The sequence below is a fragment of the Acaryochloris thomasi RCC1774 genome (assembly GCF_003231495.1).
Taxonomy (GTDB): domain Bacteria; phylum Cyanobacteriota; class Cyanobacteriia; order Thermosynechococcales; family Thermosynechococcaceae; genus RCC1774.
Window position 1 is genome coordinate 13,186 of the sequence record NZ_PQWO01000017.1, and the last position, 18,433, is coordinate 31,618.

An 18,433-nucleotide genomic window follows, 5' to 3' on the forward strand; every position below is an offset into this window, starting at 1 on the left:
TTTCAGCAGGGCCTTAGCAGATACAGTCGTTGTCACAGCACGATAGGTCATCTAGAAACAGTCCTGACTGGCGGTAGGTTTCTAATGGCGCAGGATCAATGCCTAAACGGAGGGCGATCGCATGGGCCACCACCGCAAACCGCTGCCGGAACTTATAGATAAAGCAAAAAATCAGACCAGGATGACGCACTGAAGGGCCAACCACAAACAGACCAGGGGTGCGGGTAGACTCATCTTGCTCGTTCAAGACGGCATGATTCTCCGACCAGTGGAACAGCGGGGCAATTTGCTTCAAGCTGGTCTCAAAACCCGTACAGAGAATGGGGGGATGCACCGTCAGCCATTTCTGGTATTCGCTGTAGACGGCATAGCCCCCTGGCATTTTTTTGACTTCGCCAATGGAGACATTGCTGAGCAGTTCGAGACGGCCCGTTTGATGGGCCAACCTCAGGCGCTGCAGCGTATAGGGTGACAATGAAACACTCGGATCCGTCTCCTGGCTACCCCACACCCCAGTCCGATCTAAAACCCTGACTTTTTTCCCTAAGGCGACTAAATGGGTCGCGGCATCCATACCACTTTCATAGCCGCCGATGATCGTAAATTCATCCCCTGGCAAATTGGACCAAGAGCGAATCTGGGAATTGTGAATGCAGTGGTCTGCGCCCAAAAATGGATTTAACTTTGGGTATTGGAATTCTCCAGCGGCCCAGATCACAAACTGGGTTGTGAAGTCCCCGCCAGAAGTTTTTAGAATGAACCCGCGACACTGAGAGAGGGGTTCAATTGCTAAAACATCTGTTTCTGTCTGCACAGGCAACTGGAAGTGATCCACCACTGTTTGTAGGTAGAGCGCATACTGCTGGCCATTGATATGCTCTCGTCGAAAGGCGAGCGCTGGAGATGTTTTCAGGGTGATGGCATTGAGGTCGAGTAGGCCAAAACCATGACTCGGAAACGAGGGGGTAATCAAGTTCATCTCCACTGGCCAGCGGCTAAAGGAGGCTCCCACCTGCAGCCGATCCACCAGGATAAAGTTGTCCAGGCCCAGCTCCCGCAACGCAACAGCGCAACCCACCCCAGCAGGTCCAGCACCGACGATCACGACATCATAGAAAGAAGTTGATTGAGTCATGGAATATTGTTCGGATACGATTACAGGCTAGGACAGGGAATCCTTGCTAAAATCCCCTTCTGCATTGACTCTGGACGACTTTGACGGGGAACGATACCATCTGAGCTGGAGTGATATTGGTGGGCCAGTTGCAAAACGGCTGCCGCACTGTGCAGAGGCAGCATGTCACCAAACATTAAGGTGGTTTTCCCTGCTGCTGCTAGGGCAATGGTGCAGGAGCGATCGCAAGCACTTAGATAGTTCACCGCTTCGATCTTGAACTCAAGGGGGAGGGGCCACTGCTCCTGAAGCCGCAGTAAATTGCTGAGCAGGTGATAGCCACCGCGTTGTCCTACGTAGTCTCGTTGGGTACGCGAGAAGACACAGGACCGACAGACGAATAGAGCGTGTTGAGCCATAATGGGCACTGCCATACTGAAACGCTATGGGTGATCGCTAGCGAGATTATCCACCCGGAATGGATTGAACCGTTTGTACAAAATCCTATACTTAAAAATGATAATCATTCTCATTGTCTTTAGCCACCCGACTTTCTTGCTCTCACAACCTGATAGCAGATGCGCCTCTGAGTTTGAATAGCGAGGAGGGTGCACAGTTTTTGTTGCGGATGCGAGGGGCTGAGATTTGCGATCGCACTTAGCTTGGCTCTGCTGCTGAGCGATTTGCTAAGACAGATATTACGGCCTATCCGTTGATGGGAGAGGTGTTGGCGTAGTATCTGGATCAGATTGTGAATGTCACTTTGCCATGCGATGCAGGTAGTGTGCGAAATGGCCCGTTAGTTTTTGAATGCTAGGATCAGGCTAGCTCCTAAGTGCGAAAGATCTCATGCTAACTTTGAATCAGCTTATTTCAGAGGCGACTGCCTTACCCGATACAGACAAAGCAGTCCTCATAGACAAAGTTGTGGAAAGCATGGAAGAGCGAGTTGACCGGGACGTTTTGAGCCAGGGAATCCAGACAGCTCAAGACCGCATCGCTGAGATTGAGAGCGGTGCAGTCCAAGCTATTCCCGGAGATATTGCTTTAGCACAGGTTCGGCAACGCTTAGGGTAATGAAATATGAATTCCACCCAGCAGCCCTGCAAGAATATGCAGAGGCTGTAGAGTTTTTTGCCCAAAAAGACCGGCATCAGGATTTCATCGACATCATAGAAAGTTCAATATTTCGGGTTATTTCAGCACCAGAACGCTGGCCGGTTGTTCAAGGTGAGATTCGTCGTTATTTGACCCCCAAGTTTTCCTATGCCATCTTGTATCGAGTCTTTTCAGATAGAGTCGTAATTGCCGCAGTCATGAGTTGTCGTAGAGATCCCAATTATTGGCAAGATCGTTTGGAATCGTAAAGACCACCTCACTTGCTCCACGGTTCCCCCTGTACACATCGTCCCCGCTTAATAAAAGCCAGAATTGCCCGCACAGTCACCTAACGTTCCACGCCAAGTAAACCTGATGCCTAAGAAAGGCCGTTTATTTGAAACACAGTGAACCACAGAATGATAACCTTAGGGCCAGATTTATACGACTTCTGATTGATAATGCCCTTATCTCGGAGTCATCCGATTCTTGGCAGATAATATCCTTCCAACCGGATTTATCAACCACCATCCATATAATCGTAGTTAGAGCTTCAATTGGAGAGCAGGAATGGGCCGATATACCAAAGTCGACCTAGCATACGAATTCTTGGTGGCCAAGGAGAAGCAAGACGAATCCTTTACTGTTCAACAACTATCCGAAGCAACCGGGTGGGCTGTCGTAACATGCAAAAATTATTTATCAAAGCGTTGGCATCAGTATTTAGAAAGGGATGGAGATCAGTATTCAAGCGAAGCTATATTATTTCTAAGCAAAGAAGATTTTCAGGCTCTTCATTCTCAAAAGCTTCAACAAACTACCGACCTTTCCACGAGGGGAATGCTGATTCATAAAGCAAGGGAATTCGCCTTGCTTGCTGTCTCCGTATACAACAATCCATTCACTAAATTCAAAACGTATGGGTTCATTGTAAATATTGTCGTCGCCTATGTTGCATTGTTTCATGCGATATTCGAGAAACGGGGAATCTGTTGCTCGCATCTTGATGCAGGCGGACATCCAGTACTTATTGACGGAGACGAGAAAGTCTGGGAGTTATCAGAGTGTGTACGTGAATATTGGAAAGGAGTAACAAGCCCAGTCGCAGCTAACCTACGCTTCCTAACTGGGCTTAGGAACAAAATTGAACACCGGAGTCTACCAGCTATTGACCTTGCGGTCGCTGGGGAGTGTCAGGCTGCACTGGCGAACTTCGAAGATCTCCTCGTACAAGAGTTTGGTGATGAACACGCTCTGATAGCAGATCTGGCGATTGCCATGCAGCTTAGTAGAATTTCTGAGCAGGCACAGATTGACACACTAAAGCAGCTACAGAAGGAGAACTACAGAGTAGTTAAGGAGTACATGGAAACGTACCGGAACGATCTCGACGATGAGGTTGTCCAGAGTCAGAAATACCGTATTCGAGCATTCCTCGTTCCAAAACTTGGAAATCATGCAACAAGCAGCGATATTGCTATCGAATTTATCAACGTCAACGAATTGTCTGAAGACGAACTTGCTAACTATGAACAAGGGGTGGCCTTCATAAAGGGAATTGAAAATCCCTACAAGCTTAGACCGACCAAAGTTATTGAACTTGTAAGGGAAAAAAGAGCGAGCTTCAATATGACCATGCACACGAAGTCTTGGAAGTACTATAAAGCTCGACCTCGTGAGCTGCAAAAGGGCTTTCGAGGGAAATACTGTAGCTTTATCGAGGGATTCGATGGCTATCTCTATTCCAAGCACTGGGTGAACTTTCTTGTCAGTGAACTCGCGTCAGAAGAAACGATGACTTCAATCAAAGCACAGGCTATTTAGAGATAAAGATGGTGTCTAGAACAACCGCAAAGAAATCAGTCCACATTGGATACTCACGAGATCGAGCGCAGGCCAGCTCTAATAAGCGGTTGCAGCAGACGAAAATTCCGCTATGTGAAATTTTTGCGTCTGTACCAAAACGTTAGATATCAGCCATCCAAAAACTCAATTAAGTGACCAAGTGTTGTGGTTGATGTCGGCGGAAAACGCGATCGCTATCTTGAACAAGTTGCTTACGACAACATGCATAACGACGGATCGATAGCATAGATAAAACTCTTGGTCAAAGCTGTGCAGATTGCTAGCACTTCGCAACAGAAATCTTTTCAGGAGTCAATCGATATCCCAGGGCATTGAGAATAGCATTCACACTTTCAAATTTTGGACTTCCCTCGATTGATAGCGCTTTTTGCAATCCTTTCCGTGACATCCCCGCAGCCGCAGCAGTTGCGGTGATCCCCTTTGCTCGGGCGATGGTTCGTAGAGACGCAAGCAAAGCTCCGATATCACCATCTTGAGCATAGTCTTCAAAGAGAATAGAGAGATATTCATCTATTTCTTCAGGATGTTGCTGGAAATATTCAGCTTCTAGCTGATCAAGGGTTCTCAGTTGTCGCATTGGTTAAATACTCCTTCCAGTAAGCTTGAGCCGTTTTAACATCAAGATTCTGAGTACTTTTGTCGCCGCCACAAAGCAAAATGACGAGCGTTGGGCCATTTTCGCCAAAGTAAACTCGATATCCAGGCCCGAAGAATAGTCTGAGTTCATAGACTCCACCCCCTAAAGCTTTGCAATCACCATAGTTACCTTGTTCGAGACGACGTAGACGACTCAAGATCCGCTTGCGACCCACCGTATCCCGAAGACTTGTAAGCCATTGGCTGAAAGGCTCTTGACCTAATGCGTCTGCATAGACAAGGATCTGTTTCGGTAGTGAGGAGTTGGACAAGCTTCTATCAGAGTGCGTACCACAGTACACTACTAAATCTTATCGAATGTAAATCCTGTATTGGTGAGATCGCACTCAACCTCATTCTTCTGCTGACGGGCTGGCTGTTGTTCAAGACCTAGCGGCCCTATGGCCTTCGTGCAGTGTAGCAATACAGGCAGAATCATCTGCACAGTGATAGCCCGCCAATAAGGCTCGATTGACTTCCACTACGTGATGAGAAAACTGATGATCGACGGTCTTGGCATCGGGTAGCCGATCAGCGTCAGCTTGATGGATAATGACAGCCCCTGATCCGACATATTTCCCGGTTGGGATCTCCACGTCTTGGATCAGCGCATGCATCATCACAACACAATGATCACCCACCTTGGCATTAAACACTGTTGATCGAAAGCCAATGAAGCAGTCATTACCAATATAGGCAGGTCCGTGAATCAAGGCCATGTGGGTAATGCAGGTATTTTCGCCAATCCAGACCGAATAGGGCTGATGATCATCGCCTCTGACCCGCCCCTGTTCTAAGCCATGAATAACCACACCATCCTGGATATTGGTGTTCGCACCGATATAAAAGGGCATGCCCTCGTCTGCTCGAATGGAAGTGCCGGGTGCAATCAATACCTGTTGACCCAAGCGAACATCTCCGATCAAACTTGACGAGGGATGCACGTAAGCTGACGGATCCATTTGGGGTTGGTCTAGCCCTCGATCCCAAGGTGTCGGGGGCGAAGGCTGCTGGCGTAGGGGCATTTTTTACTCCACAGGTTTAAATTCAAGTGAACCCATCAAAGCTGTGTCGGATTGGGGGTATCCCCATAGATCAGTTGAGGGTCAAAGGTTTTTGCGGTTTCTGTAAAGGTCAATGTAATGGGATAGTTTTCCCTCACCGCTTCCGTTCCCAAAGGAATTTGACGATAAAAACAAGATCGATACCCCACATGGCAACTGGCTCCAGAGTCTGCAACAGTCACCCGCATCCAAAGGCAGTCTTGATCATCATCAATCAGCAATTGCTGGACGTATTGGATCAAGCCACTGGTCGCGCCTTTGTGCCAGAGGGTCTGACGACTGCGGCTGTAGTAATGGGCTTCTCCGGTTTCGATAGTTTTGACCAAGGCGGCCTGATTCATATAGGCATGCATCAATAGTTCGCCTGTCTGGGCATCGGTTGTCACAACAGGAATTAAGCCCGCTTGATTAAATTTGGGCGCGAGGGACGTGCCTTCTTCGACAGCTTCTACACAGGTGCGATCCGCAAATAGAGTCGTCATGGTAAACCTCGGTGATCACGATGGATGGAAACAGATACAGCTTTCATCAGTTCTCCTGATCTAAATCTTTTGTTTAGCGTCAATGGCTGACTGCATTTTTTCGTACAGGTCACAGAGCGTTAACGGTCCCTGCTCTCCTGCCTGTCGGGTGCGAATACTGAGGGTCTGGTTTTCCACTTCTCGCTTGCCCACGACCGCCACAACAGGAATTTTTTCTAGGGCAGCCAAACGAATTTGTTTCCCTAGACGCTCGCCGCTCCTATCGACCTCAGCTCGCCAGCCTTTCTGCGTAAGCTGGTTTAAGACTTCAAAGGCATACTCTTGCTGGGCATCACTGACGGTTAGCAATCGAATCTGCGTCGGCGCTAACCACAGCGGGAAATCCCCGGCATAGTTCTCGATCAAGATGCCAAAGAACCGCTCTAGCGATCCAAAAATGGCTCGATGGATCATGATCGGGCGCTGCCGTGATCCGTCTGCGGCCACGTATTCCATCTCGAAGCGCTCTGGCAAGTTGAAATCGACTTGAATGGTGGAACATTGCCACAGCCGCCCGATCGCATCTCGAATCTTCAGATCGATTTTGGGACCATAGAACGCGCCGCCGCCCTCATCCGTGAGGTAATCCCAACCCTTACGCTCCAGGGCTGTGCTCAATGCCTGGGTGGCTAAGTCCCAAATGTCATCGCTGCCGACGGATTTGTCAGGCCGGGTTGAGAGGTTGATTTCATAATCGCTAAAGCCAAAGTCAGACAGCACCTTTTCGGTGAGATTCAGGACGGCCAAAATCTCATCCGCCACCTGATCAGGCAGACAAAAGACGTGGGCGTCATCTTGAGTAAAGCCCCTGACCCGCATCAGTCCATGCAGTGTCCCGGAGCGTTCGTAACGATAGACCGTTCCCAGCTCGGCCCACCGTAGGGGAAACTCTCGATAGGAGTGGAGTTCATGCTGGTAGGTGAGCACATGAAAGGGGCAGTTCATCGGCTTGATCTGATAATCCTGAGTTTCCACCGCCATTTGATCAAACATGCTGTCGCGGTAGAACTCAAAATGGCCGGACGTTTTCCAGAGATCAAGATTGGCGATGTGGGGCGTATAGAGTAGCTCATACCCTGCTGCTAAATGTGCCTGCCGCCAGTAGTCTTCGATGATGTGGCGAATCCTGGCCCCGCGAGGATGCCAAAAGACCAGCCCCCCTCCAGCAGCCTCTTCAATACTGAACAGCTTCAGTGTCTTTCCCAAAAGACGGTGATCTCGGCGCTGAGCCTCTTCTTTTTGGTGTAGGTAGGCTTTTAACTGCTTTGGAGTTTCCCAGGCGGTTCCATAGATCCGCTGCAGTTGAGCTTGGGTTTCATCGCCACGCCAATAAGCTCCAGCGACACTTTCGAGCATGAATGCCTTTGAATGCAGCTCGCCTGTACTGTTGAGATGGGGACCCGAGCACAGATCCCACCAAAATTCATCAGGGGCCACTGACAACGGAGCAATCAGCGAGGCTTCCGCCTCTGGATGCTGTGTCCGGCCTGTGTCAGGACTGCCAATGAAATAGCGGGTAATCGCTTCCTCTGCAGGAATCTGGGCCAATATTTCTAATTTGTAGGGTTCTTGCAACTGTTCTAGTTCAGCCGTCATCTGATCGCGATCCACTTGTTCGCGGATGATGGGCAAATTGGCCTTGATGATGCGCCGCATCTGAGTTGCGATCGCATCCAGATCCTCTGGCGTAAAAGCCTGGGCACGGTCAAAGTCATAGTAGAAACCTGTCTCAGTCGTTGGACCAATCGTCACCTTTGTCTCAGGAAACAGATGCTGCACCGCCATAGCCATCACATGAGCGCAGGTGTGGCGAAGTCGCTGTAGCTGTTCGGTGGAATTAGGCGCTGACAGCGTACGAGAAACGGTAGACATAGAGGGATTAGAGATAACGGCAATGGGTTGCCCATGAATATGATAATGATTATCATTATACTTGCCAGTCTCCAGTTTGCTTCTGTATTGAAATCGACTGGACTTCGGAGTTCCCTATATCCCTTTCTACGTTAGGAGTTTGTATGACCCTGTCTTCGATGCCCTCGTTTGTGCCTGATACTATTGCCACTGAGGCTAAACCCATCGTTTCGGAAGCACAAATGCAGGACGCCGTCCGCACATTGTTGCTGGGCATGGGGGAAGATCCTGATCGAGAGGGGCTGCGAGATACCCCCAAGCGAGTCGTCAAATCTTTAAAATTTCTGTCCTCCGGGTATCAAATGTCCCTGGATGAGTTGCTCAATGGGGCCGTCTTTTCCGAGAACTTAGACGAGATGGTCTTAGTGCGTGATATTGACCTGTTTAGTTCCTGCGAACATCACATTCTGCCGATTTTGGGTAAAGCCCATGTTGCCTATATTCCCAACGGCAAAGTTATTGGCCTCTCTAAAATTGCCCGCATTTGTGAGATGTACGCTCGGCGGCTACAGGTGCAAGAACGGTTGACCGCCCAGATTGCCGATGCCTTGCAGGGACTGCTCAAGCCCCAAGGTGTGGCCGTCGTTGTCGAAGCCACCCATATGTGCATGGTGATGCGGGGGGTACAAAAACCTGGCTCTTGGACCTCGACGAGCGCCATGCGGGGCGCGTTTGCCGGTGATGCCCGTACCCGCCAAGAGTTTTTCAATCTGGTTGCTCATTCCGCTGCAATTCGTTAATGAAACTCTCTTATTCAGGACTGAGCGATGCTCCCCCTCCCTGGACAGTTTGAAAAACGCCTGCCCGTCACGATGATCACGGGATTTTTGGGCAGCGGTAAAACCACCCTGCTCAATCATCTGTTGGGGCATCTTGGCGGTCGGCGCGTGGCTGTGTTTGTCAACGAATTTGGGGCCATTGATATTGATAGCCAAATTCTAGTGGCCGTTGATGAAGACATTGTTTCCCTCAAGAACGGCTGCGTATGCTGTCAGGTCAAGGAGGACTTTCTAAGGGCGCTGAGGCGGGTGTTAGCCTACGACCACATGCAAAAAGCTGCAGGCAAGCAGGGCTTAGAGGCGATTCTCCTAGAAACATCGGGTGTGGCAGACCCCTATCCCATCATGCTCACCTTTAGGGTCAGTGAGCTGTGGAGCCTGACTCGCCTCGATGCGGTGCTAACGGTGGTAGATGCAGAAACGTTTACCGCTGAGCACTTCCAGAGTCAGACTGCCCTCCGTCAGATCCAGTACGGAGATATTATTTTACTCAACAAGGCCGATCTCGTAGGGGACAAACAGCTCAGTCATTTAGAGGCTGAAATTAAGCGCCTTAAGCCCCAAGCAAGGGTCCTACCCATGACCTATGGTCAAGTCCCGTTATCGAGTGTTCTCGATGTGGCACTCTTCTCAGGTGACAGAGAAGCAAGTGCTGCGCCAGCCACCCTGCATATACAAGACGATGGCTTTGTTGCCGTGCCCTTTGAAAGCGATCGCCCCTTCGTGCTCAAAAAATTTCAGCAGTTTTTGGACTACCAGTTACCTGCAGATGTCTTTCGGGCCAAGGGCGTTCTTTGGTTTACAGAAAGCCCCCACAGGCATCTGTTTCAACTGAGCGGTAAGCGGAGCCAGTTTCAGGATGAATCTTGGTTTCAGCCGCCCAAAAATCAACTGGTGTGTATCGGTCGCAACTTAGATTCAGAACAATTACAGCAACAGCTCCAGCAGTGTTTAGCCTTGACCCATTGATTTTATGAGTACTCCCTCTTTTCTCGCCGTTTCTGGTCCCCCTGGCAGTGGTAAAACCACCTGGATTAAACAATTTCTCAAAGATGAAACGGCTCCCTTGTTTTATCTCTATCCGGGGTTAGGCAACGTTTCCGTAGATCTGATGCGGATTGGCTATACCTTTCCCTGGGTGCAGGTGATTCCTGAGAGCCAAATACAGCAGGCACTCACCGCACTGCCAGACCAGGCGGTGGTTTACCTAGAGCTGGGCTTTCACCTGAATTTAGACTCACCATTTCTCAGCGCTTTGCCCTGCCATCAAGTTGCAGTGCTCCCCCCTGATCTCCAAGACTCTGAATGGCATCAATGGGCCGATGAAATTTGTCTGGGCAACGATATTGCGACTCCTGATGTAGCCAAGCCGCCTGAGCTATGGCATACGCCTCTACAGGGACAGGTCTTTGATCCCCCTAGCTTAGAGGTCGTGTTGACTGAAATAGCAGGGGGAGCCTACGGTAAAGTCCATCGCTTAAAAGGCATTTTTGAGATGCCCGATGGACAAGCCCTTAGCATCGATTTTGTAGCAGGGCTAGAGGGCATCGAATATACCGAACTGAATATACCTCGTTGGCTAGAGGGACGCCCCCATCGCTACAGCGGCGTTGAGGTGATCGGCGACAACCTAGAGCAAGAGATCATTGCTCAGACCCTATTGGATAGCAGCTTGGCAGATGAGACGCTCTCCTATTATCAACAGCAATACAAGACCTTAGAGCCAGTCGAGGAGGCTGTTTCTGTATGAAACTCGCAGTGATTTCCTGTATTCATGGCAACGTTGAGGCACTCAATGCCGTGCTCTCTGATATCGATCGCCAGCAAACCGATCAGATTTACTGTCTCGGCGATCTGGTGGGCTACGGTCCCCATCCCAACGCAGTGGTGGAGATGATTCGTTCCCTCGATATTCCCACCTGTCAGGGCTGCTGGGACGAAGATATTGTCGATGGCCTCAATGCCTGTGACTGTAGTTATCCTTCACAGTTAGCAGAAAAGCGAGGGAAGCAAGCCCATGAATGGACGGACCGAGTCGTTCATCCAGAGGTGCGGGAGTATTTAGCAAGTCTGCCGATCACATTGCAATCTGAAAATCTGGCCTTTGTTCACGGTAGCCCCAACAGTCAGCATGAATATCTACTCCCCAGCATGGACGGATTTGCCGCCCTAGAACGGGTCTTATCCACCGGGGCAGATGTCTTGTTCTGCGGTCATACCCATGTCCCCTACGTGCGTGATCTAGCCGATGGCAAACTTTCGATGCGGGTTCATCAACCTGGAAAAGAAGAAACACAGCAGCAGTCCACGGTTTCCCTGAAGCGGATTATCAATGCCGGATCGGTGGGAGAGCCTCGCCACGGACGACCCAATGCGACCTATGTTCTCTATGACACAGAGACGGCACAGGTCACACTCCGAGAAGTGCCCTACGACTATACAAAAACCTGTTTAGCCATTATTGAGCAGGGCTTACCGCCTATTTTTGCATGGCGATTGGCGCGGGGGATGGAGTTTGCAGAACGGGCTGATGATCCTAGTCATGTGTGTCAGCGGTAGCTGGCCCCAATTAAGGAGGTGAAGAATGGAACAGTGGGCTATCTTAAGCGGGATAGAAGGTAATCTCGATGCATATGAGGCGGTGCTGGCCGATATCCGGCGACAGCGCTATCCGGTAACGGACCTCTATGTCTTAGGAGATATTGTGGGACTTAAGGGCGACAACCGGGCTGTGATGCGGCGGCTTCAGTCTCCGCGCGCCGGGGAATTAGAACCCCAGGTTTGTATCGGCTGGTGGGAAGAGCAGTGTTTTAATTTGTACGGGTTGGGCGGATTGCCCGATGCGCCAGAGTTAATAGAGCAAGAGGGGGCCGACGCTGTGCAGCACCTCTGGGAGTCAGTATCACGGGAGGCGGTGGACTGGATGCGATCGCTTCACTTTGGGTTTCACGAACTCGACTGTCTCTTGATTCACGGCAGCACGGTGGGCTACGCCGATGAACTCACGCCGGAGACGCCCGCGATTCAATTGTGCGATCGCCTGATTCGCGCTGATGCCAACAATCTATTCTGTGGACGTTCAGGCTTAGCCTTTGAATGCTGGATCGAACCAAGTGATCTATGCTCCACCGTCATGACCTTAGATGGAACACAGGCTCCTCAAACGCAAAATCGAACGCCCCGACGCATTGTCGGCGTTGGCAGCGTGGGGCGCACATTGGGACAAGCCACCTATACACTTTATAATCCTGCCAATAATCACATTACCTTCAAGACCGTGAAATATAGTAAAGCCAAGGGCTTTGCCCTGCAAAGCGCATAGGAGCGTCATGAGAGATGACACTCGGTGCAGGTGCGATCGCTTATTGCTTTAAACGCTCAGAGATGACACTACATCGACTGCCACAACCCAGAACAGAGACTCAACATTGTCGTTCAGCAGGTAAAAAATACGATTACTCCACCCTAAACGTTTGGCAAACTGCTGCAACGAGATTTCTAGGTTCTACAACACCAATCTTGATCAAGTAGTACGCTGGTCATGGATTACGCTTGAGTATCCAAAATGGCGGAGCATCAGTTGTAAGTTGTTGCTTACGCGCGATTTCAAACCCATTTTTCTGGTAAAACCGCACGGCTAACTCTGTCGCCGTGACGACAGAACAAGGAAGCCCCTCATCACTTGCTCGACACAAAATAGGCCGTAGTAATTGAGTCCCTATCCCTTGTCCTTGACTCTCTGGTTGCACAACCATCAGCCCTAAATCCCAATAGGGAGAATTGCCCATATCTTGTTGCTGAACTCTTTCGATTGCAGACAACATATTTAGCCATCGTGCCAATCGATTCCAACCTACCTTCACTGGCAACTTATACAACTGAACCTGAAGCGCCATCTTTAATTGTTGGAGTAGATTGGTAGAGAATTCTCCTGATGGCGGCAACCAAGCCGCTACTCCTTGAAAGTCTGATGTCGTGTAGACATGCCCATATTGAATGCAGTAAACCATTAATTGACTTGTCAGCCAACTTAAAGCCTGAAATCGCAGTTCTGGATCATCCGGTGTTAAGTAGCTAAATACCGGATCAGCGATCAATGCATTCGCGGCAATTTCACTGGCATTCTCAATCTGCGATGAATGTAACTGGAGCACATCAGAACGATGCATAGTTTGATGCCCTAACTAAAGCTTCCTAAAAAAGCAAGAACCGTTGATATACAGTCATTACAGCCGATAAGGTTGACAGGGAGTGCACGGTCAAGTTGTGCATCCTCGACGTTATAGCCGATTTAGCTTTGTACGTGGAAATCCAAAGCTCTCAAAAAAAGAGATTTTGAGAACGAGTTTACAGAGGGTTCAGGGTCTATTTAGCTGGCTCAGACTTTTTCAGCAAGCCCTAACGTCCAAAATCACCGGGTCGCGACAAGTGATTCTCCATTTGAATATACCCGGCTTCGCGATCCGGTACATTTTTTTGTTATACGTCGGTCTGAGTTGTGATTCGAGTGATTTGTCGACCAAGAACTTTGCGGTTCGCGTGAATTTTCACGGGCAGGTCAGTGTTATAAGAATACAGTTCGTCGATGACGCCAGCCATGTGTTTTTTCGTCTCGACATCCTTTGATTGAAGTGTTGATGCTATGGCACGATCGTATTCTTGTCGAAGCGATTTCATTTTACGATCGTCATGTCTACACGTAGGACAGTTTTTTGCATATGAATCGACGTAGAAACCGAGTTGTTCGTACCATCGTTTTTGCTCAGCGGCGGTGAAGCAAAACTTCTCGGAGCAGCGAGAACATTTGAATGTGGCATCGACATACCAATGGCGTGGGCACACCGAGTAGTTTTGGCGAGACACATCAGCACGTACTGCAGAATCGTGATTGAGGTGCAAGCATTCCCAGAAGAAATGTCGGGGCATGTTTACCGAACTGGTTTCGCCAAAGGAGTCCATGTGCATCCTTGAGGCGGATAACTACTAAATTCTACGGATAGCGGCTGATAACTCCGACTCTGAGGGCATTATCCAGTAGTTTACTGCCATCAAGCCACCCCGTTTGGGAATCTTAAGATTGATATGCCTTTCCCCGTAAAGCTTTCAAGAATCCCTGTCCCTATCCAACTTGTCAGCTCTCTTTGACCACATCCGCGCAAACTTTCGCCATAAGGACTAGAGATCCAAGAGCGCAAAGCTCTGCCTATAGGGTATTGGCAGCTTTCCTGTCAATTAAGTCATGAGTCCATCTCTCGAACTCGAAGTTCAGACCATTCATGAGCACCCATTGCATCGGAAACCACTGTGTTTGACGCTCGAACGATCGCACCTCTCACCGATTGCGATCGCACAACCACTCCCAGATTTTATGAACAGGCTAGGGTTTGAAGCCTTATTCTCCTAAATAGACTGTGCTGAGAAACCATCTTGGCGATTCTTAAGACTGGGAACCGCTATCTCACAGGCTCCTCACCCTGAATTAAGTTTCAACACAATGCCGCCTCTTGATATAGTGAATGATAATCATTATCATTTTAACGATACACCTGCACTCCAGGCGCTATGTCTATGGTGACGACCCCTCTCCCCCCCGCCCTTGCCAAAATTGTGAAGCGCTTCGAGCAGACCTCTGATCCCAAGCAGCGATACGAATATCTGCTCTGGTTCGCCAAGCGATTGCCCCCCTTCCCAGAAGCTGATAAACAGCCCTGCAATAAGGTCGTGGGCTGCGTGTCCCAGGTCTATCTCACTGCCACTTCGACCGACGGCGGGGTTCACTTTCAAGGGGACTCCGACGCTCAAATCACCAAAGGGTTGGTGGGGCTGCTGATTGAAGGTCTCAATGGATTGCCGCCCGAACAAATTGTGCAGCTCACCCCAAACTTTATTGAACAGACCGGCCTCAACGTTAGCCTTACCCCGTCACGCAGCAACGGGTTCTACAACATTTTCACGACTCTGCAGCGATTAGCGCTGCAGCTCATGCCCCCAGAGCAAAATCATTAACCGCAGACGGAGTCAACCCATGATTCAATCGCCCATTCAACAAGCCCTGCCGCAAACCGATCTGCAACTGCCCAAGCGAGGGATGCCGGTCACGATCATTACGGGCTTCCTCGGCAGCGGCAAGACCACGCTGCTCAATCACATTCTCCATAATTGCCAGGATTTGAAAGTGGCGGTGTTGGTGAATGAGTTGGGCGATATCGATATTGATAGCCAGCTCTTGATTTCTGTGGAATCAGATATGGTGCAGTTAAGCAATGGCTGTATCTGCTGCACCATTAATGATGATCTCGTCGAAGCGGTCTACAGCATTTTGGAGCGGGACGAGAAGGTGGATCACTTGGTTGTTGAAACGACGGGGGTGGCAGATCCGCTGCCTTTGGCCCTCACCTTTGTGGGTCCGCCGCTGCGGGACTTAACCCACCTCGATTCCATCGTGACGTTAGTGGATGCTGAAACCTTTTCCCCACAGCATTTTAAGAGTGAAGCAGCCCTGAACCAGGTTTCCTATGGTGACATTATTGTCCTCAATAAGACTGACTTAGCCCCAGAGCAGCAGGTAGAAGATTTAGAGCAGTGGATTCGTGAGCAGAAGTGGGGGGCGCGGATATTGCGATCGCAACACAGCCAAGTCCCGCTACCGTTAATTTTAGAGACCGATCTGTTTCGCCCTGATCGCTATGCCGCAGAAGCGAAAGCTCTCAGCGAAACTGCCCACGATCATGATCATGATCATCACGGCCACGGTCACCACGGCCACGATCATCATCATCACTCTGACCACCTTGCCAACGATGGTTTTTTATCGGTGGCCTTTGAGAGCGATCGTCCCTTTGAACTTGAAAAATTTCAAACTTGGCTGACGGAACAGTTATCAGAGAACGTCTTTCGGGCCAAGGGATTTTTGTGGTTTGAGGCGGTTGCCCCGCGCTACATCTTTCAGCTCAGTGGCAAGCGCTACACGATGGACTCCGATGACTGGCCCACCACACCGAGAACACAGCTAGTGCTGATTGGCCGTGATTTAGATACACAGGCACTACGGCAACAACTTCAAGACTGCTTGGCTCAATAAGACACACCTCGGCAAAACATAGTGCCCTTTCCAATGCGTTATGGAAGCCAGTCAGGATTTATCCCAGCCGCCACTAAATCGGGTGCCGGAGCCTCTGGCGTCTGAAGGAAAATGAAATTACATTTTAGTAATCACTCCTTAAGCGAGCCATGCCGTCCTGCCACATTGACCGGCAATCCGAGAGGCAACCGCTGTTGGTAGGGCTTGGTTTTATGAGTGATGCGGGACTTTGGTGGAAAGGTTTCTTGTCGTCAACCCGGAACAATCTGACATCATTACTAAAACCGCCGTAACTGGCTTACAGCATTAGTCTTATCTAAAGGTGGCACCCAGATTCGAACTGGGGATAAAGGCTTTGCAGGCCCCTGCCTTACCACTTGGCTATGCCACCATCATTTCCTGAAGGACGTGTCAAAAGTCTCTGCCAACTAGAGAAGAGTAAAGACACGGTAGTTGATAACTATACCGTCTACCTTTCTCTCTGTCCAGTACAGATTCATTGTGGCTAGCCCTTAATCAATATTGAACTTCCCATAAACCCAAGAGGGGACCGATGAAGCGCAAGATCACCCAAGCAATCACTACAATCCCAATCCCAACCCAGGCACCCTTGTTTGCCACTCGAAAGAACTGAATCAGCTGCTGTTCGGAGAAGGGGATCCAGGGCAAAATCCTGGGATCTTTTCCATACTGCTCACCCTGTGACTCTTGGCGTCGCTTTGATTCTCCCATCCTCTTGCCCTCATCAATGCTACTCAACTGATCCTAATGGCGATCAGGGAGCACCGTCACGTTACTCGTGGAATCTTAATAGCCTAGGCATGATCCAATAGTGGTAAGGCAGACTGTGTAAATAAACTTGAGTCGAGGTAATTAATCCGTGCGTAGGGACTAAGCGCATCTAGAATCTGCTGACCATAGCTACGATGTATAACTCTGGCATCTAAAAGCGCAACAACGCCTTGCTGCTCACGAGCAGGTGCGATCGCATCTTGCAGCATTCTCAGCGTCTGGGGCAGGAGATAGAGACGGAACCAATCTTGACGCCGCCGCTTATAGTAAGCCACTCGCCCAGCCACCCGCGGATCCTCCAATGATGGAATAGGCAGCGTTGCAATCACCAATAGAGGCGGAGCCGGAACATGATGCTGCACCTGCAGCCAGTAGTCCCAGCCCGTGACTAAAATGCTGTCTTGGCCCAAAGCAGGTGTCTCAACCTGTACCCGAGATCCAAACTCAGCCGCCAGCAAAGCCGCAATCTGCGCTTTCAAAGGCAGGTCATCAATTACCAAGACGGTAGGCCGACCTAGCCCTCGACTAAGGGCCAACAAATCACGAATTTGAATCATGATTCGCGCCTGAAATTCAGGCGTATTGGGCATGGGTAAACCATCGGGAATATAAAGCTGAATAGCCTCTGTATGCCGATCCGCACCAAACTGAACACAGGTTACATCTTCGATCCCCAGCGTTTTTTCATAGAGGTGGGCGCTCGCTTGCACGTTCACACCTCCACCGAAAAGCACTGTTGTCTGCTGCTCCCAAATCGCCCGTAGATAGGGTTCAACATCAATCGGCGCACAGTGAAGCGTGAACGATCCCTGCTGCCGATGGATCTCTGTCCAAAGCAGTTGATCCGGCCGAGTATACTGCTGCCAAAAACGTTGCCAAGACTTAGGCCCCATGCTTAAGTCGCAGCTCAGCAGATCGTGATGCAGATGCTCAAGAACTTGATGCTCACCCTCGGTCAATAAAGCACAGCCATAGGGATTAACCGGATGCTGAAAGATGCTGCGAGTTAACTGCGCGCGCGCACCTCGCAGAAGCTGGGTCTGATGAGGATAGCACCATCGCAGCTGCTCCCAATCTTGCAAATCAAGGGAGACCGTTAAATGCTTGCGAGTCCAGCTCTCTAGTTCATCCACCCCATCCAGCAGCACTAGGCCAGATCCGATTGTCCAATCAGACCGCTGTGCCAACCACTCCTGAGGCGAAAGAATAAGGAGACCGCTAAAGTGAGGCCCGGGCCACTGCTGCACAGTGCAAACCGGCTTTTTAAACCCCAGCCACTCACTCAACTTAGGAATATCTATCTGTAAAAGCCGTTGCTGAACAGCAGCAGGAGTAACCAGTACAACAGGATCAGGCCACAGCAATAGAGGTACAAGATAGCTACAGCGATAATGCCCCCGATACCGAGCTGCCGCACTCACCTGGATGAGAGCGCTCCGCTGAAGGCGTAAAGCTCGGGCGACCAGTCGGGCCACAGACAAGTGGTGGGGCCAGCGAACTTCTCCCTGATCACGCAAAAAAGCATGTAGTTGCTGGTGGACGTCTACCTCAAGCAAAATAAACCCATTGAC

22 protein-coding genes and 1 tRNA gene are annotated in these 18,433 nt (G+C 50.0%); 11 read left to right on the top strand and 12 right to left on the bottom strand.

The features are described 5' to 3' along the window. Positions 1–13: 13 nt before the first annotated feature. Together C1752_RS21010 and C1752_RS21015 are read right to left on the bottom strand one after the other, a co-directional pair. Positions 14–1,135, bottom strand: coding sequence for an NAD(P)/FAD-dependent oxidoreductase (locus C1752_RS21010; RefSeq protein WP_110988022.1), 1,122 nt, complete (start codon positions 1,133–1,135; stop codon positions 14–16). A 20-nt stretch (positions 1,136–1,155) separates the two neighbouring features. Next, entirely contained in the window at positions 1,156–1,548 is a 393-nt protein-coding gene (locus tag C1752_RS21015; protein ID WP_110988023.1) for a DUF1636 family protein, read from the bottom strand. A gap of 415 nt (positions 1,549–1,963) precedes the next feature. Between C1752_RS21015 and C1752_RS21020 the strand changes: the two genes are divergently transcribed. The 3 genes from C1752_RS21020 (at position 1,964) to C1752_RS21030 (ending at position 4,036) form a co-directional block, all read left to right on the top strand. Continuing rightward, a complete protein-coding gene (locus C1752_RS21020; RefSeq protein WP_110988024.1) occupies positions 1,964–2,191 on the top strand; it encodes an addiction module protein in 228 nt (75 codons plus the stop codon). After that, complete coding sequence (locus C1752_RS21025; protein WP_110988025.1) at positions 2,191–2,481, top strand: type II toxin-antitoxin system RelE/ParE family toxin; 291 nt, start codon at positions 2,191–2,193, stop codon at positions 2,479–2,481. Before C1752_RS21020 ends, C1752_RS21025 begins: the two co-directional genes overlap by 1 nt. A gap of 301 nt (positions 2,482–2,782) precedes the next feature. After that, positions 2,783–4,036 (top strand): DUF3644 domain-containing protein, encoded by a 1,254-nt coding sequence (locus C1752_RS21030; RefSeq protein ID WP_110988026.1) that lies wholly within the window; start codon positions 2,783–2,785, stop codon positions 4,034–4,036. A gap of 301 nt (positions 4,037–4,337) precedes the next feature. Here the strand turns inward: C1752_RS21030 and C1752_RS21035 are convergent, their stop codons facing one another. The 5 genes from C1752_RS21035 to thrS form a co-directional block, all read right to left on the bottom strand. After that, the gene (locus C1752_RS21035) at positions 4,338–4,655 is read right to left on the bottom strand and encodes an addiction module antidote protein (RefSeq protein ID WP_110988027.1); all 318 of its coding nucleotides are present in this window, start codon (positions 4,653–4,655) and stop codon (positions 4,338–4,340) included. After that, positions 4,633–4,986, bottom strand: coding sequence for a type II toxin-antitoxin system RelE/ParE family toxin (locus C1752_RS21040; RefSeq protein WP_110988028.1), 354 nt, complete (start codon positions 4,984–4,986; stop codon positions 4,633–4,635). The genes C1752_RS21035 and C1752_RS21040 overlap by 23 nt, the downstream gene beginning before the upstream one ends. 111 nt (positions 4,987–5,097) lie before the next feature. Then, positions 5,098–5,739, bottom strand: coding sequence for a gamma carbonic anhydrase family protein (locus tag C1752_RS21045; protein ID WP_315865272.1), 642 nt, complete (start codon positions 5,737–5,739; stop codon positions 5,098–5,100). A gap of 35 nt (positions 5,740–5,774) precedes the next feature. Continuing rightward, positions 5,775–6,260, bottom strand: coding sequence for a phosphoribosyl-AMP cyclohydrolase (gene hisI / locus C1752_RS21050; protein ID WP_110988029.1), 486 nt, complete (start codon positions 6,258–6,260; stop codon positions 5,775–5,777). Between the two features lie 60 nt (positions 6,261–6,320). Then, entirely contained in the window at positions 6,321–8,171 is a 1,851-nt protein-coding gene (thrS, locus tag C1752_RS21055; protein ID WP_110988030.1) for a threonine--tRNA ligase, read from the bottom strand. Between the two features lie 143 nt (positions 8,172–8,314). Between thrS and folE the strand changes: the two genes are divergently transcribed. The 5 genes from folE to C1752_RS21080 are packed head-to-tail and all read left to right on the top strand — an operon-like array spanning position 8,315 to position 12,311. After that, positions 8,315–8,950: a GTP cyclohydrolase I FolE gene (gene folE, locus C1752_RS21060; protein WP_110988031.1), complete on the top strand. Its 636-nt coding sequence runs from the start codon at positions 8,315–8,317 to the stop codon at positions 8,948–8,950. A 27-nt stretch (positions 8,951–8,977) separates the two neighbouring features. After that, positions 8,978–9,958, top strand: coding sequence for a CobW family GTP-binding protein (locus tag C1752_RS21065; RefSeq protein WP_110988032.1), 981 nt, complete (start codon positions 8,978–8,980; stop codon positions 9,956–9,958). Between the two features lie 4 nt (positions 9,959–9,962). Further along, complete coding sequence (locus tag C1752_RS21070; protein WP_110988033.1) at positions 9,963–10,739, top strand: GTP-binding protein; 777 nt, start codon at positions 9,963–9,965, stop codon at positions 10,737–10,739. Next, positions 10,736–11,548, top strand: a complete 813-nt coding sequence (locus tag C1752_RS21075) for a metallophosphoesterase family protein (RefSeq protein WP_110988034.1) — start codon at positions 10,736–10,738, stop codon at positions 11,546–11,548. The genes C1752_RS21070 and C1752_RS21075 overlap by 4 nt, the downstream gene beginning before the upstream one ends. Positions 11,549–11,573: 25 nt before the next feature. Further along, positions 11,574–12,311, top strand: coding sequence for a metallophosphoesterase family protein (locus tag C1752_RS21080; protein ID WP_110988035.1), 738 nt, complete (start codon positions 11,574–11,576; stop codon positions 12,309–12,311). Between the two features lie 217 nt (positions 12,312–12,528). On the opposite strand, the gene C1752_RS21085 is transcribed toward C1752_RS21080, so the two are convergent. After that, entirely contained in the window at positions 12,529–13,158 is a 630-nt protein-coding gene (locus tag C1752_RS21085) for a GNAT family N-acetyltransferase (RefSeq protein ID WP_110988036.1), read from the bottom strand. Positions 13,159–13,468: 310 nt separating this feature from the next. Further along, a complete protein-coding gene (locus C1752_RS30490) occupies positions 13,469–13,954 on the bottom strand; it encodes a zinc-ribbon domain containing protein (RefSeq protein WP_110988037.1) in 486 nt (161 codons plus the stop codon). Positions 13,955–14,228: 274 nt separating this feature from the next. Between C1752_RS30490 and C1752_RS28550 the strand changes: the two genes are divergently transcribed. The 3 genes from C1752_RS28550 (at position 14,229) to C1752_RS21100 (ending at position 16,070) form a co-directional block, all read left to right on the top strand. Further along, positions 14,229–14,393 (top strand): hypothetical protein, encoded by a 165-nt coding sequence (locus C1752_RS28550; RefSeq protein WP_158535159.1) that lies wholly within the window; start codon positions 14,229–14,231, stop codon positions 14,391–14,393. 158 nt (positions 14,394–14,551) lie between these two features. Beyond that, on the top strand, positions 14,552–14,995 hold the full coding sequence (locus tag C1752_RS21095; RefSeq protein ID WP_110988038.1) for a SufE family protein: 444 nt from the start codon (positions 14,552–14,554) through the stop codon (positions 14,993–14,995). A gap of 19 nt (positions 14,996–15,014) precedes the next feature. Then, on the top strand, positions 15,015–16,070 hold the full coding sequence (locus C1752_RS21100; protein WP_110988039.1) for a CobW family GTP-binding protein: 1,056 nt from the start codon (positions 15,015–15,017) through the stop codon (positions 16,068–16,070). A 320-nt stretch (positions 16,071–16,390) separates the two neighbouring features. On the opposite strand, the gene C1752_RS21105 is transcribed toward C1752_RS21100, so the two are convergent. The 3 genes from C1752_RS21105 to C1752_RS21115 form a co-directional block, all read right to left on the bottom strand. Further along, a tRNA-Cys gene (locus C1752_RS21105) sits at positions 16,391–16,461 on the bottom strand. Between the two features lie 125 nt (positions 16,462–16,586). Next, positions 16,587–16,802: a DUF2839 domain-containing protein gene (locus C1752_RS21110; RefSeq protein WP_110988040.1), complete on the bottom strand. Its 216-nt coding sequence runs from the start codon at positions 16,800–16,802 to the stop codon at positions 16,587–16,589. A gap of 83 nt (positions 16,803–16,885) precedes the next feature. Further along, positions 16,886–18,418: a helicase C-terminal domain-containing protein gene (locus tag C1752_RS21115; RefSeq protein WP_110988041.1), complete on the bottom strand. Its 1,533-nt coding sequence runs from the start codon at positions 18,416–18,418 to the stop codon at positions 16,886–16,888. Between the last annotated feature and the right edge of the window lie 15 nt (positions 18,419–18,433).

What these genes read in the sequence shown, in the direction of transcription:
- C1752_RS21035 (WP_110988027.1), bottom strand. Translation starts at nt 4,655, where the DNA reads ATGCGACAACTGAGAACCCTTGATCAGCTAGAAGCTGAATATTTCCAG.
- C1752_RS21065 (WP_110988032.1), top strand. Translation starts at nt 8,978, where the DNA reads ATGCTCCCCCTCCCTGGACAGTTTGAAAAACGCCTGCCCGTCACGATG.
- C1752_RS21070 (WP_110988033.1), top strand. Translation starts at nt 9,963, where the DNA reads ATGAGTACTCCCTCTTTTCTCGCCGTTTCTGGTCCCCCTGGCAGTGGT.
- C1752_RS21020 (WP_110988024.1), top strand. Translation starts at nt 1,964, where the DNA reads ATGCTAACTTTGAATCAGCTTATTTCAGAGGCGACTGCCTTACCCGAT.
- C1752_RS21010 (WP_110988022.1), bottom strand. Translation starts at nt 1,135, where the DNA reads ATGACTCAATCAACTTCTTTCTATGATGTCGTGATCGTCGGTGCTGGA.
- C1752_RS21110 (WP_110988040.1), bottom strand. Translation starts at nt 16,802, where the DNA reads ATGGGAGAATCAAAGCGACGCCAAGAGTCACAGGGTGAGCAGTATGGA.
- C1752_RS21095 (WP_110988038.1), top strand. Translation starts at nt 14,552, where the DNA reads ATGTCTATGGTGACGACCCCTCTCCCCCCCGCCCTTGCCAAAATTGTG.
- C1752_RS28550 (WP_158535159.1), top strand. Translation starts at nt 14,229, where the DNA reads ATGAGTCCATCTCTCGAACTCGAAGTTCAGACCATTCATGAGCACCCA.
- C1752_RS21085 (WP_110988036.1), bottom strand. Translation starts at nt 13,158, where the DNA reads ATGCATCGTTCTGATGTGCTCCAGTTACATTCATCGCAGATTGAGAAT.
- C1752_RS21100 (WP_110988039.1), top strand. Translation starts at nt 15,015, where the DNA reads ATGATTCAATCGCCCATTCAACAAGCCCTGCCGCAAACCGATCTGCAA.
- C1752_RS21045 (WP_315865272.1), bottom strand. Translation starts at nt 5,739, where the DNA reads ATGCCCCTACGCCAGCAGCCTTCGCCCCCGACACCTTGGGATCGAGGG.
- C1752_RS30490 (WP_110988037.1), bottom strand. Translation starts at nt 13,954, where the DNA reads ATGCACATGGACTCCTTTGGCGAAACCAGTTCGGTAAACATGCCCCGA.
- C1752_RS21030 (WP_110988026.1), top strand. Translation starts at nt 2,783, where the DNA reads ATGGGCCGATATACCAAAGTCGACCTAGCATACGAATTCTTGGTGGCC.
- C1752_RS21025 (WP_110988025.1), top strand. Translation starts at nt 2,191, where the DNA reads ATGAAATATGAATTCCACCCAGCAGCCCTGCAAGAATATGCAGAGGCT.
- C1752_RS21015 (WP_110988023.1), bottom strand. Translation starts at nt 1,548, where the DNA reads ATGGCAGTGCCCATTATGGCTCAACACGCTCTATTCGTCTGTCGGTCC.
- thrS (WP_110988030.1), bottom strand. Translation starts at nt 8,171, where the DNA reads ATGTCTACCGTTTCTCGTACGCTGTCAGCGCCTAATTCCACCGAACAG.
- C1752_RS21080 (WP_110988035.1), top strand. Translation starts at nt 11,574, where the DNA reads ATGGAACAGTGGGCTATCTTAAGCGGGATAGAAGGTAATCTCGATGCA.
- C1752_RS21075 (WP_110988034.1), top strand. Translation starts at nt 10,736, where the DNA reads ATGAAACTCGCAGTGATTTCCTGTATTCATGGCAACGTTGAGGCACTC.
- hisI (WP_110988029.1), bottom strand. Translation starts at nt 6,260, where the DNA reads ATGACGACTCTATTTGCGGATCGCACCTGTGTAGAAGCTGTCGAAGAA.
- folE (WP_110988031.1), top strand. Translation starts at nt 8,315, where the DNA reads ATGACCCTGTCTTCGATGCCCTCGTTTGTGCCTGATACTATTGCCACT.